The organism is Lutispora sp. QWL-02 (genome assembly GCF_058315355.1).
In genome coordinates this window covers 1,692,718-1,706,019 of sequence record NZ_CM177762.1, presented here as the reverse complement: position 1 = coordinate 1,706,019, position 13,302 = coordinate 1,692,718, and the positions used below count along the sequence as shown (strand labels likewise).

Genomic DNA, 13,302 nt, shown 5'->3' with positions numbered 1-13,302 from the left:
GAAGCTACGCCTCTATCCTGCCGTATACTCCGCCGCCGCCTACACCGATGTCCAGTTTTCCCTCTCTGGCTAAAACTATATTCCTGGCCATATCTTCCTTGACGACCTTTGCGAGCTCCTCGAAGCTCGCCTCATGAACGACCTTCATCTCGCTGCCGAAATGATCTATCAGCTTTTCTATGGTTTTGGGCCCTACCTTGGGTAGAAACTCAAGAGGTATCTGGTAATTGTAGGTCGGCCTTCCGGTCATATCGGGCTCATCCCTGTCTTTGATGACCTCCAGCCTATCTCGGACCCCTACCACCACTCTGTGCTTATCCGATACAGGGCACTTTAATACCGGAGGCTCTCCCTCAATGACCCTATCGCATATCTCGCAATAGCTGCGATGATATTTGCCCAGTTTGGGATTCAGCCCGTAATTAGCAACGATCCTTCTTCCGTCTTTATTCCAGATAGACTTTAAAACTTCTGTATAGCTCGCATCCTCCATCTCAAATATATTGTACTCTCTTCCCATCTTGGGCAATGAGTGAGCATCAGAGTTGCTGATAAAGGTCTTGCCATCCAATTCGCTGAGCTGGCTTGCCATCATCGAATCTGCACTCAAGCCCAATTCTACCGCCGGTATCCTTCCAAAGGATCTGTCGTCAAATATTTCATGCAATGACTTGCAGCAGTTGCCGTAGAAGCTTTTGTGCGGAGTAAAGGCATGGGCCGGTATGTATACGCCCCCGAACTCATCGACGATATCGAATAGCTCCTGACCCGTCAACCGGCTCATCAGGCTGAAAGACCTGATATTCTTGATATGCTTGCTCATTTCATCCGAAAAGTCCGTGATGTGCTTCAATGTGGGGAAAAAGCATAACGAGTGGGAACTGCAGCCATGCTTCTCGTGGGTTTCGATCTCCGCTCCCAGTATAAGGTTCTGCCTTCCTCTGTACTCCATGCCTCCCTTGCTCTTTTCCACCAATTCTCCTCTTGAAACGAGGCTGTTGATATCCTCCAGTATATATGGGGATATACAGTCAACGACACCTATAACATCTATGCCTTTCCTGTAGGATTCATAAGCGATGTTCTCAAAGGTAAGGTTATTTGCCGTCGCTTTCTTTATTTCTTTCCCTCCGGACGAACGGCCTATATGTACATGCAAATCCACAAAGTATTTATTCATCCCTGCACCACCTAAAATATATAGTCATTGCCTGATAGATAATATCATAAAGCTTACCATCTATTATCCCCTATTATTGCTATTTTAAAAACAGCTTATTTATTGCTTTTGATCCTTGCCCAAATAAAGCAAGGGGTCTCCAATTTATGTATTTTAGGTCATAATCATGGATACCCCCGGATATGATATAGCTTCAGTGACTGCTATGATTGCGGGAAGATGTCATCTTGTAAGAATAAACATTGGGAAGTTCCACAAAGCGGCGCAATATGGCCGATGCTTCCCCACGGGTTGCGCTGCCGGTCGGGTCAAAGGCGTTGCTGCCCTTGCCCTGCATGATGCCTGCCTGCTGGATGGCTTTTACAGCATCCTTTGCATAAGCGGCAATCTTCACGCTATCCGAAAATGTGACTGCCGCAGCGGAAACAGGCAGCTTATAGCCGGCGGCTTTGGCGTAGTTCTGCATCATAACCGCTATGTCCTGACGGCTGATAGAAAGTGCCGGGCCAAACTTGCCGCTGCCGATACCCTGCACTATGCCATTCTTCATCGCCCACTCGATATAGTGCATAACGGGGTCGCTGCTCTTGACATCGGCAAAACTGCCGGTATTATAGCCGCTCACGTCTGCACCTGAAAGCTTGCCCAGCGCCATGAGGAAATCTCCACGGGTGATGACGGCATCGGGAGCAAAAGCAGTTGCGCTTGTGCCGGAGAGAAGTTCGTAGCTGGTGACAAAATCAATGTCGTCCTTCGCCCAGTGCTTCGCCGTGTCGGTAAAGTCCGGAGCAGGGGCTTTGTAGCCTATGCCGTAAATGGAAAGGCTGTTCCTGCCAAAAATCACCCTGCCATTATCGTAGCCGGAGTTGGCCAGCATCTGCGGCTTGCCGTCTTTTCCGACGTACACGCCGTAAAGGTTGCCGGTCTGTTCATTTCTTGCCGGTTTATATAGGATGCCCAGTGTGACCGTGCCTGTTTTGAAATCGGAAACATATTCTGTCTTGCCGTTTTTCTGATAGCTTACGGTCAGGTCGTATACAGGCCGGTTGCCGATCAGTGCCTTTGCCGCATTGGACAGCTTGGTAACAGGATCGGCCGCAATGGTGACGGTACCCGATGCCTGAGCCTTGGTTTCCTGAATGGCGATTTTGTCAAAGGAGAAGCTGACAAGCGGGGTATTCACGTCAAAGCGTTTCACGCCTTCCTTTTCCAGCAGGACCAGGGCTTTTTCATCCAGCTTCACGCTGACGCTTTTCCCATCTGCGTTAAACGCTATATTAAGTGAGACACCGATGCCATCCGCTGCTTTGCCCTTGCTCTTCGCGTCTTTTTTTCCCGCATCAATCAGCTCCTTGACCTGGGCTTCGGTTATGGTAACAATTGCAGCGCCGTTCTTATCCGCCGCAGCGGTCAAGTTCATAGATGCCATGGTTGGCTGATCGGGCTTTTTGTATATAGTGATGTTTGATACCGGAGGCGTAGAAGGTGTATCGTTGCCGCCACCATCGGAGTCGTCTTTATTGCCTCCAGTATCATCTCCGTTGCTGTCTTTCCTCCAATTAGCTCTAATCGTCAAATCGGAGGTCACATTGTTAAAGGCTTTGTCCCAGCCGGTGAAGGTGTAACCGCTGCGGCTTACTGTAGGTGCTTTGGCTGAGCCGCCGTGTATGACGGACTGTATCAGCTCGCCGCCGCCTGTGCGCGTACCGCCGTTTAAGTTGAAGGTAACGGTATAGGTTGCCGGTGCTTGTTCCAGCGTGAAGTTGATAGTATAAGTCTTTGTGTTTATCTTATCCTCGGCAATTACCTCCACGGTTGCACTGCCGGGCAGAGATGCCGCTTGTGCAATGCTTACAGCAGCTTTTGCATCATCTGCAGTTGCACCCACTGCCGCCGCCGTGCTGCCGGGATTGGTGCCGTAGGGCAGCTCCACATAATATGAGGCAACATCAGGATCAAAACCGCTTACTGTGCTGCCGCCCACTGTCAGTCCGCTCAGATTGGCGTTGCTGCTGGGGATGTAACTATCTGCAATGTCGACGGTAAGCGTGGAAGGAGCCCCTTTGTCAAAGGATATGGTAAATTCCAGCCTATCTCCTTCAGTGAAGCCCTGTGCTCCAAGATAGCTGTTCTTGATAATCAGCTCGCTTACGATAACGTAATAGTGGGCAGGCGTTGCCAAAGGCGTTGTGCCATATACCACATCCGTGACCGTACTGGCGCTGTTCCAGGTGATGGTGGTGCTTATGTCGCCGGGATTGCTAAGATCATAGCTCACGCCTGTGGGGCTGATCGTTGCATCAATCACAGGAGCCGCCCCTTCGATTATCGTCATGGTAAGGATCTTGCTGTCGTTTGCGCTGCCTTTACTAAGCTCAACGTTATACTGGCGGCCGCTGGTGTGACTGACAACCGCCGTTACACCTGATGCGTCACCGGTCAGTAGGGCGTTCACATAGCTTTGCACCGCCGCTGTTTTATCATCTTGGGTTGCGCCGTAAGCCACATTAACAGTGCCATCAGCAATAGCCGCTTTTGCAGCCGCTACCGCCTGCACATCCGTAATACCCGAAAAGGCTGTAGCCGTGATGGTTATGGTTTTCTGCACAGTGGTCTGGCTCTGTAAGCCCTTGGATACCCTGATGGTAAATACATAGCTCCCGTCTGTCCCGTTGGGGTTTGCGGAGGTTCCGGCAACCGGAACCGTATAACTGAGCTTGTTGATAGCAATCGTAACGCTGCCGTTTCCTATAGCTGTCTCTGCGGTGGATCTCAGCGCCGTTATAATGATGGATTCGCTGTTTGCCGATTCTTGGGTCATGTTGCTGTAGCTTGCACCCTCCGCCGCTGACTTTGCCGTATCCACAATGGCAATATCCGGGTCAGGTGCTTCAGTCACCGTCATGGTAAGACTCTTATTATCGGCTGCGCTGCCTTTGGAAAGTGCAACATCATACTTACCTGTGCCGCTGTTGTAAGTGACTACCGCCTGTACCCCTGCGGCATCGCCGGTCAGCAGAGCGTTCACATAGCTTTGCACTGCCGCTGTTTTATCATCCTGGGTTGCGCCGTAAGCCACATTAACAGTGCCGTCAGCAATAGCCGCTTTTGCAGCCGCTACCGCATCGGCGTTCGGAATGCCTGAAAAAGGTGCTGCGATAATTAAAATGGATTTCTGCCCGGTAATCCGGCTCTGTGCTCCCTTTGACACGGTGACGGTGAATTCATAGCTGCCGTTTGTTCCGGATGTATTATCGGCGTCCCCCGCTGTCGGTGCGTTATAGCTGACTTTGTTGATGGCGGCCGCAACGCTGGCATTGTTTACCGCTGTTTCGGCTATGCTCTTGACATAATCTCTTACGGCTTCCTCAGTGCCGCAAATTGCCTGGTTGACCGCAGGGTATGCGGCAATTTCCGCAGCCGTTTTTGCCAACTCTACTATAGCGATGTCCGGGTCGGGATTCACCGTGAGGGTAAAGGTGAGCGTACCTATCTGACTGAAGCTGTTTTCCGCTTTCAGTGTAACCGGATAGCTTCCCTGCGTGAGACCGGCGGCGACATCCAATCTTTTCGTACCGTTGTTCCATGTGATCTTTTCGTCGCCGGAAATTTTGGTTACTGTAATCGGTTCTGTGCCTGTAATAGTATATGTGCCGGTAGAGGTGGCGGCATAGCCTTCTGTCAGGGTCATGGTTTCCGGACCGGTAATGCTTGGAGCCACAGGCGAAGCACTGACCGTTACTTTGAATATGTTGGAATAAGCCCAAATGCTGCCGCCCTTGACGCTGGCTTTGCAAAAGTAATAATAACTTCCGCCTGCCGTAAGGTCTGCCGGAATGGTAAGGCTGGAGCTGGTCTGCCCGCTTAACGTATCCGGGCTTCCATAAGCAGCCGAATTCTTGAAATACCACTGATAGTCGATGGTTTCTGCTGGAGAAGCTGTTACCGCAACCGACAAGGCACCGCTGATATGTCCTTGTGTCACTGTAACCTCATCCGGTTGAACGGCAAAGGTAATGCCGTTTCTGACAACAGGCTGGTACGCAGCCTTATTGCCCGCCTCATCCTGGACCACCACATTGAAATAATAAGCGGTATCGGCTCCCGGCCACGCAGCGTTATAGCTGCCGATATCTGTCGTTCCGCCGGTATTCTGCAGCACTCCATATGCCTCGCAGCCCTCCGCCGTCAAAATGTTGTTGGAAGTGGAGCGGTAAATATAATATCTCAGATTGGAAGGGATTGATACATTATCAGTTGCCTTCGTCCAGCTTAGAGCGATTCTTGGCGTAGGAAAGAAAATGGACTCGATTTGAACCGCGCCCGCAGCCCCCGGTATGGGGTTCCCTGTATCTGTTACGGCGGATACGTTGATCCTCGCCACATTGGAGCGGACGGAGGCGGCCCCGGCGCTGACCTCGCAGAAATAGTAATAGGTTCCCTCTGTCAAGCCGGTGGGGATGATAAAGATTGCACTGGTCGCTCCTCCAATGGTTGTGCCGCCGGAATTGGATTCCGCCGTGTTTTGATACCACTGGTAGTTTAATGGACCGGATGGTGTTACGCTGGCCGTTACCGAAAGTGATCCTGAGATGCTGCCCACGATGACATTGGTAATAGGGGCTGGGTGCTGGGTGATGTTAATGATCGATGTGGGCGGTGCCGCGCCGAAAACTTTCAGTGAGGGCAGGCTTCCTACCGTAATATCCCATACACCGGTGTCCCAATTCAGGCCGGAGCTTCCCCATGTTGCGGCCGCAAGCCAATCTTCGGAGGCTTTGGGCGCCCCGTTCATATCATCTGCCGAGCCTCCCGCAACTGTGGAACCGTTCACCAGCATATTGCCGGAGGCATAATTGTTGACGATTTGTGCCGCCCCGATTTTATAGCCAAACACTCTGCCGGTTTCACCGGACAAACCGATAACCGAGCCGTTTAACGCCGCGCAGCCTGTTATCTGGGAGCTTGCTCCCGTGCCTCCCGCAATGCCGCCCGCACGGCAGTTTGTAGTTGTCTCAGCGGTAACATTGCCTGTGACATAACAGTTTTGGATTATGCCGTTTGATACTCCTGCAATCCCGCCGACATATCCTTTGCCGGAAGCAATTGCCGTGCTGATACAATTTCGGATGATTCCCGGTGAATTTCTACCTGCGATTCCTCCAACGTTGTTGTAGCCCGGCGCAGAAATTGTACCGCTGACGGAACAGTTTTCAATCGTGCCGTTTTCTCCTACACTTCCGGCAATTCCGCCTGCATATTGCCCCCTTGCAAAGACATTAATATCATCCAGCCTGAGGTTTTTGATCGTGCCTCCGTTAACATTGCCAAATAAGCCATGGATGTTTACATCCTGTACTCCTGAAATTATTAGACCCGTAATGGTTTTTCCGTTGCCGTCAAAGGTTCCCTTAAAAGCCCAATGTGTTCCGATAGGCGTCCAGCCGCTTCCGCTTTGATAGGCAGACAGATCGATGTCATGGGTCAGCTTGATGGTTTTGCCTGTAAAGCCGTCTGACACAGACGGGGCCGTATCTGTTAAAAGCAGCGCCAGCCCCGCAAGCTGGTCGGCGGTGCCGATTTCAAACGAGGAGGCGCTTGGATTCGCGGTGTACCAGCTTGTATCCGGTGTGCCTGCCGCCAGAATCCCGGGCGTCGGCAGCATTAGCGCTGTAATTTCGGCTTTCCCTTCCACCGCAAACACGGTGGAAGAGAGCAGCCCAAACGATAGTGCAATCGCCATAACAAGGGACACGGTTTTCTTGAATGCTCGTTTCATTCCTTTAATCCCTCCTGTCATATTCCTGCACAGCAGTAAGAAGTGTTTGTGTCTATGGGCGAGGCGGATAAATCCCATTGATGCAGATAATATAGTTCAGTGATAGATATGGCTGGACATTTGAATGCGGCGCATTCTGCCCGGTTGAACCTGTTGGTGACATGGCGGTATTGGCCCCTCCGGTCTTATAGATATTGTAGGCTGTCCCCATATCATCTTCTGCTTTTGCTAAAACGGCATTCCCGCCGGGTATGTTCGTCCCTGCTTGGTCTGTGCTGGCCGGAATGGAATGAGTATGGGAAGGTATCTGATTTACGGTAAGTGCAACTGTTTCCGCACCTCCGGTTTGTGCCAGCATATAGTTAGAGGTTCCGGCGCTCTCCCCGGCTCCCACAATGACTCTCCCCGAAAGATTGGGGAGCATAAATGTGGTTCTGCCGTCACCGCCGTATCTGTTTCCTATAAGGGAATAAAGAGCCTGATATTGAGCAATATTCAAAGTCTGCCCTTTGCAAAAAAGCCAGCCTTCCGGTGCAAAATCTATGGGCCATGCTATAATCGTTCCAATAAATGCTTCCATTCTTCATCTCTCCTTTATACTGATTAAAATTTACAACATAGTGAGCGCCAACGCTGCGCACAGAATCATGATGAAAATACGTTTCATTTTTTCCTCCTCTCGCCGGGACATAAAAATTCCCCATGATAATTTTTCCATTTTATCATAGAGGAAAATCCATGCTTTTGGTAGTGACTTTTTACCCTCAAAAAGTCACGTTTTTTCGGCTCACATGATGTATTTCGCAAGTTCGTTACGACCGGATATACAGAGCTTTTCATAAATCTCCAGCATGATGTTCTTGAGCCGCCCCACCGAAATATTGTACTGCTTGGCGATTTTGGCGTAAGGAACGCGGTGCGCCACAAGGATAGCGATATGGCATTCCCGCAAGGACAGGATGAATGTGATGTGGTCCTTCGTGAACTCGTTATGAAAGGCGACCCAGTTCTTAAAGGTGCGCTTCCATTGCCCGATTACGGCGTCATAATAATCAGGGAACTCCCGCTCCAGGCAACGCTCTACCAGCCCGCCCAGCAGGGCGGCGGCCTCCGCAAAAGGCGTGATAAATCCGTGAGGCAGACAGATACGCATAGCCTCAAGCAGCCAGCGTACGGCCGCATCCTCCCGCTCGAGATGATGACAGGCAATGGCGCATATCACCCTCAGATAAATACCGGTGAAGGTAATCCCTTGCTCCGGCGCGCTCAAAGTCAGAGCGGTTTGCGCCACAGCCAGCATGGCTTCATATCTGCCTACGCAAAGGAAATATTTGGATCGTAAATAGAGGGTATGCGGCTTTGCCAGTATAGGTATAGCGCTGAAATCTCCCTCCTTCAGCCAGTCGGGAACCATATTCGGGGCCGTTATGCTCACAGCGACGCTTGCAAGCGCCAGCTCCCCGATGGCGGACATATCGCTGCCTTGATTGGCTTCGATGCATCTCTTGAGATAACTGTCAATTTCTGTATAGGCGCGGTAATCCCCCAGACTGATGGCCGCCGCGACTGCCATCAAAGAGGCCCGGAGCCTGGCCGCTTCGTCCCCTTCGGTCCTATCAAAACAGCACATCGTCCGCTTAAAGTCGCCACGCAGATAGGCAAGCTCACTCTCGTATTGAAGGCGAAGCCTTTCTCCGCTCACGGTATCCAAAATCGCATCTGGGTTATCATGGGGCATTGGGATAGTGGTGAAAACCAATATATTGTGCAAATCGGAAGACAGCGATTTTTGAATCGTCCCTTCGTGGCGTCGGTTATCTGCAGGCCGCTGGGCGTCCGCTGGTATCAGCCACAGTTTCCCCTTTTTGACCGCATTGGGGATATGCCCAGCGGCCAAATGATAGTTGATCGACCGCCCGGAAATGCCCCATTTTTCTGCCGCTTCACTGGTTGTTATGTAATACATATCACCACTCCCTGTATGATTTCTATAATTCTATTATACTTCTTATATCGGAAAATTGTAAATAAAAGGGATACACAAAATTCTGCCGTAATCTATCTAAATTAGCGGCGAGCACACAAAAGTTATTTTCCCCTTGCTCCTGCATATACTGTATCAAGGCTCTATGAAACAATAAAGCGGGTGATATATATGTATAATAATAATTTTCGTACTTTCAGCGAATATATGAAAAAAGAAGACAATGCCCTTACAGCATCCATGGAGGATTACCTTGAAATGATATACAGGCTGTCCATGGATACCGGATTCACAAGAATCCATGAGTTGTCGTACGCCCTCAACGTACAGCCTCCGTCTGCAACAAAAATGGTGCAAAGGCTGGGTGAACTGGGCCTCTTAAAATATGAAAAGTATGGCGTAATAATCCTTGAGGAGGAAGGAAAAAAAGCAGGCGAGGCTTTAATCAGGCGTCACAACACCATCGAAGACCTTTTAAAGGTATTGGGCGTTGCTGAAAGGGCAATACTGGCAGAAACCGAAAAGGTTGAACATACGTTGAGCGATGAAACCATCAAATGCTTCGAGGAATATGTGGATTTCATCAAAAAAAACCCGGATGTGGCCACCAGGTTTAATGCTTTTAGAAATTCAGAAGGATGAATGATAAGTATTCTGGCATAAAAAATCCGTGAAATATTGCAGGATCTTTCCTGTATGCTTCACGGGTTTTATTTTGCCTCTCTTCCAGGTATGAGTATATACAAAGCTTTACGCCTGACTTCTCGCCATTCAGCGCCAGGCAGCTAACATCTGCTGAATATTTTCAGCAAACGCAGATAATGGTTTGCCTCTCTCAGTACATGATCTCCCAGCAGCGGCACAATAATTGACCTGATTCTGCACTCCAGCAATCCCTGTGTGCCTTGAGCCTTAAAATCACGAATAGCTAAGGTAGCTCTCAAGCTATCGCTTGTAACCTTGGATATAGGCACGGTTATGTCTATGGCTTGTTTTGCTTCGTTTGTCAGCACATCGAACTCGTTTCCGAAATTATTAGCTGTGTTGAACAATTCGTTCTCTGTCGGATCAAGCAGGCCGCGGATGAATTTTGAATGCTCTGCCATGATCCTGTTCCAAAAAGCTTCTTGTTCATATGCTTCTCTTTGTATATCAATTTCTTCTCTACTTTGAAGCCTTTGGAGCATCAGCACATAAAGCTTTGATTCCCGCATAATGTGATCGATCAAAAGTGGATAATTGAAGGTAAACATTTTGCAGGACAAGACATTTGATAGAACCAGGGTTTTAAACTCTATTAAGGACGTGGTTAATACTATTGCCCTTTGATTCAGATCACATACCTTTTGCTCGAGTATGGGACTGACCTCCACACATACTCCGCCCCTTAGCCCGGCTTCTTCCCGCGTTAGTTCGGTTGGTATATTTACTCCCGTATAAAATGTGGTAGCCCTTTCGGCGCTTAGTGTATATTGTGTGATCACTTCTCCGGATTGCAGTACTTCAGGGTCAACAACCCCATTTGATAATACAATCGCCTCTGCTAAAAGCCCATCGAATTCCATTCTCAGGGCATCTGCCCGTTGTGTAAAGCTTGCATCCCTCGGTGTGAATCCTACTTCAACGAAAAATGAATGCTCCTTCATAATCCTCAGGAAAAAAAGGTGCAAGCCCAGTGATTGACGGACAAAGTCCGCGTTTGATAACATTCTTGTTAACCTCCTATTATAAAATTATCATATTATGAAGGTATGTCCTTCCTGATACCAGTCTATTAGGCAGTTGTACAAACGTTACACTTATATAGGATTATGATATATTTTTTTTATCAAAGGCTATAGCAAGAACTATTCTGATAGGTTATTCCCATCTGAAGAAACTAATTGCTATGCTGATACAGATTACCGCCAATACAATCATCAGGACAACCGGAAGTAAAACACCATTGACAGGTAAGCCAAGGGATACTGCTTTAAGAAGTTTAATGCCCTGTGTCAAAGGCAGCAGATTTGCTGCTTTTTGAAGCGCTGAGGGCATAACCTCATAAGGCAAAGTGGCACCGGAGAAAATGAGCATTGGGAAATACAAGATACTTGCCAGAACGCTTGCTGTTCTAATATCCGGTGCTACCCCTCCTACCAGCAGCCCTATGCTGAACATGGAAAGCATGACCAGAAAGTATGCGCCTAAAAATTGAAGCCATGAGCCCCTCAATTGATAACCGAAAAAAACAGCTGCCGTTCCATAAACAAGAAGAAGTGAAAGAACGGAATAAAGGGCGTATATAGCAACATGCACTGCTAAAATGAGAGCGGGATTAATTGGCGTAACCTTGAACCGCTTTAATATTTTCTTATGCCGATAATCGGATACCACCAAAGGAAGTCCCATGACCCCGCCGGCGCATATGGCAATCGTAGCCACGGCTCCCAAGGATTGCTGCAGAAAAGTGTATCCAGCCCCTTCAAAGGCAAGCTTGTCTCCGTAAATGATGCCAAGGATAACCATGACAATGACCGGCATGCATATTGCAAAGATGAACATATCCATACCGCGCAGGGATAATTTTAATTCCGTTTTAAATAGAGTACTAAATGCTTTCATTCTCTTTTCCCTCCTCATCTGTATACCAAAGATATGTGTCCTCAAATTTTTTATAAGGGCTGGCCTCGATGGCTTCCCGCACAGTTCCGTAAAAAATGCTTTTTCCGCTTTTCAGAATCATGATTTTATCACACAGAGCTTCTACCTCATCCATAAAATGCGATGTCAGCAAAATAGTCAGGCCTTTTGCCTTTAAATCAGATAGGTATTTCCAGACATCCCGCCTTGCTCTGGCATCCAGCCCTGTGGTCAGCTCATCCAGGAACACTGCCTCGGGATTTGGGATGAGTGCGAGGACAATGAAAAGACTCTGCTTTTGCCCTCCCGAAAGCTCGCTCACCTGGCTTTTTGCTTTGTCCCAAAGCGCAAATTGTTTTAGCAAATCCTCATAATCCGAAGGGGTCTGATACAGGGATTGGGTAACCCGGCATAGCTCAGCTACAGTGATTTTGTCCTGATAATTTGCCTCCTGAAACTGTACACCCACCTTCTCAAACAGCTTTTTGCGGTCTCTTTGGGGATTAAATCCCAGAATAGAAACGGTTCCGCTATCCTGCTTTTTCGTGCCTAAAATACACTCGATGGCAGTGCTTTTCCCTGCACCGTTTGCTCCAAGCAAACCGAATACTTCACCACGGCAGACAGTAATATTGATGTTCTCAACTGCCTTGATAGTGCCATAGGACTTACACAATTGATTTACCTTAATTATTGTTTCCACGCTATAAAGTCCTCCTCTTCTTTTCTATATATAACGCATTAAATATTTTACAGCAGTAAGCTTATATTAAGTGATAAAAGCTATGTAACGTATTTATTGCAACTTATATATTTATCAAAAGAATAACACCAGAGTTAATTCTGGTGTTAAAGTGTAGGGTTTGTTTTAAATTGCTCTTTCATTTTTCTAAGGTGAATCAACATATCCCGAGCATTCATTTCGGCATATTTCAGGGATGTCAGCAGCTTATCACATACGGAAACGATGTCATCATTTTCCCTTGGTGTATCAATTGCATCCCGTATATTAGCCTCAGGGTCGTTGGACAATGCGCAGAGCATTCGCAAAATGGCTGCCAGGGAGTAATTAGCACATCTCAGAGACCGTATGATTTTCAGCCTGCGGATATCTTCATCCGTATAGACACGATAACCATTCTGCTTCCGTTTAACCATCAGCAGTCCGTTCATTTCCCAGTTTCTCAAAGCATCCATCGATATTTGCAGATGGCTTGCAGTTTCTTTTCTGGTGAAGCAGGCGCTGCTCGTTTCTGCCTGACTGCCTGACAATAGCCGCTCAGCAATTGCTATAGCTTCTTCGGCATTTTTATGTTCTTTTTTAATTTGGTACAAATAGCTCTTCGTGAGGAGAATCGCTTTATCAAAATCCCCGCCAGCAGAAGCCTTAATAATGTCAATTATCTTTTTCCGCAGACCGTTTTGCAAAACCTCAACCTGTAGAGCAGTTCTCGCAAGCTTGATTTGCTCCATATGGAAATCCGTAAAAATACGGTAACCGTTAGGTTCGCGTTCAGTCTTCGGTATCAGTCCGAGTTCCTCATAAAGCCGCACGGTATTAGGATGGATTCCGACACAGCGAGCAATTTCGGCTGTTTTATAGGTATTCATTCATCAGACCACCTCCATCTTTTACCTACTATAGCATCCGGTAAAAGTCTGGTGTTATAATGGAAGGTTTCAATTATAAATGGCTGCTGAGCTTAAAGCAGCTTTTGCAGAGAAGCTTTGCCTCCG

9 protein-coding genes are annotated in these 13,302 nt (G+C 48.2%); 1 reads left to right on the top strand and 8 read right to left on the bottom strand.

All coding sequences use genetic code 11. The features are described from left to right. Positions 1-4: 4 nt before the first annotated feature. The 4 genes from AC4HCY_RS07800 to AC4HCY_RS07785 all read right to left on the bottom strand — a co-directional run bounded on the left by AC4HCY_RS07800 (position 5) and on the right by AC4HCY_RS07785 (position 8,925). Entirely contained in the window at positions 5-1,180 is a 1,176-nt protein-coding gene (locus AC4HCY_RS07800; protein WP_323431556.1) for an endonuclease Q family protein, read from the bottom strand. A 193-nt stretch (positions 1,181-1,373) separates the two neighbouring features. Then, the gene (locus AC4HCY_RS07795) at positions 1,374-6,701 is read right to left on the bottom strand and encodes an S-layer homology domain-containing protein (RefSeq protein WP_491095781.1); all 5,328 of its coding nucleotides are present in this window, start codon (positions 6,699-6,701) and stop codon (positions 1,374-1,376) included. A gap of 310 nt (positions 6,702-7,011) precedes the next feature. Continuing rightward, a complete protein-coding gene (locus AC4HCY_RS07790; protein ID WP_491095780.1) occupies positions 7,012-7,539 on the bottom strand; it encodes a phage tail protein in 528 nt (175 codons plus the stop codon). A gap of 207 nt (positions 7,540-7,746) precedes the next feature. Further along, positions 7,747-8,925 (bottom strand): hypothetical protein, encoded by a 1,179-nt coding sequence (locus tag AC4HCY_RS07785; RefSeq protein ID WP_491095779.1) that lies wholly within the window; start codon positions 8,923-8,925, stop codon positions 7,747-7,749. Between the two features lie 189 nt (positions 8,926-9,114). Between AC4HCY_RS07785 and AC4HCY_RS07780 the strand changes: the two genes are divergently transcribed. Continuing rightward, the gene (locus tag AC4HCY_RS07780) at positions 9,115-9,585 is read left to right on the top strand and encodes a metal-dependent transcriptional regulator (protein WP_323431560.1); all 471 of its coding nucleotides are present in this window, start codon (positions 9,115-9,117) and stop codon (positions 9,583-9,585) included. Positions 9,586-9,728: 143 nt separating this feature from the next. Here AC4HCY_RS07780 and AC4HCY_RS07775 read toward each other — a convergent pair whose 3' ends face one another. The 4 genes from AC4HCY_RS07775 to AC4HCY_RS07760 all read right to left on the bottom strand — a co-directional run bounded on the left by AC4HCY_RS07775 (position 9,729) and on the right by AC4HCY_RS07760 (position 13,176). Then, a complete protein-coding gene (locus AC4HCY_RS07775) occupies positions 9,729-10,652 on the bottom strand; it encodes a DUF2935 domain-containing protein (protein WP_323431561.1) in 924 nt (307 codons plus the stop codon). Between the two features lie 151 nt (positions 10,653-10,803). Continuing rightward, complete coding sequence (locus AC4HCY_RS07770) at positions 10,804-11,547, bottom strand: ABC transporter permease (RefSeq protein ID WP_491095778.1); 744 nt, start codon at positions 11,545-11,547, stop codon at positions 10,804-10,806. Beyond that, entirely contained in the window at positions 11,534-12,268 is a 735-nt protein-coding gene (locus AC4HCY_RS07765) for an ABC transporter ATP-binding protein (protein ID WP_323431563.1), read from the bottom strand. The genes AC4HCY_RS07770 and AC4HCY_RS07765 overlap by 14 nt, the downstream gene beginning before the upstream one ends. A 146-nt stretch (positions 12,269-12,414) precedes the next feature. Beyond that, positions 12,415-13,176 (bottom strand): MerR family transcriptional regulator, encoded by a 762-nt coding sequence (locus AC4HCY_RS07760; RefSeq protein WP_323431564.1) that lies wholly within the window; start codon positions 13,174-13,176, stop codon positions 12,415-12,417. Between the last annotated feature and the right edge of the window lie 126 nt (positions 13,177-13,302).

Bases quoted from the DNA above. Each gene is read 5' to 3' on its own strand.
- AC4HCY_RS07800 (WP_323431556.1), bottom strand. From the start codon at position 1,180: ATGAATAAATACTTTGTGGATTTGCATGTACATATAGGCCGTTCGTCC.
- AC4HCY_RS07790 (WP_491095780.1), bottom strand. From the start codon at position 7,539: ATGGAAGCATTTATTGGAACGATTATAGCATGGCCCATAGATTTTGCA.
- AC4HCY_RS07785 (WP_491095779.1), bottom strand. From the start codon at position 8,925: ATGTATTACATAACAACCAGTGAAGCGGCAGAAAAATGGGGCATTTCC.
- AC4HCY_RS07780 (WP_323431560.1), top strand. From the start codon at position 9,115: ATGTATAATAATAATTTTCGTACTTTCAGCGAATATATGAAAAAAGAA.
- AC4HCY_RS07775 (WP_323431561.1), bottom strand. From the start codon at position 10,652: ATGTTATCAAACGCGGACTTTGTCCGTCAATCACTGGGCTTGCACCTT.
- AC4HCY_RS07770 (WP_491095778.1), bottom strand. From the start codon at position 11,547: ATGAAAGCATTTAGTACTCTATTTAAAACGGAATTAAAATTATCCCTG.
- AC4HCY_RS07760 (WP_323431564.1), bottom strand. From the start codon at position 13,176: ATGAATACCTATAAAACAGCCGAAATTGCTCGCTGTGTCGGAATCCAT.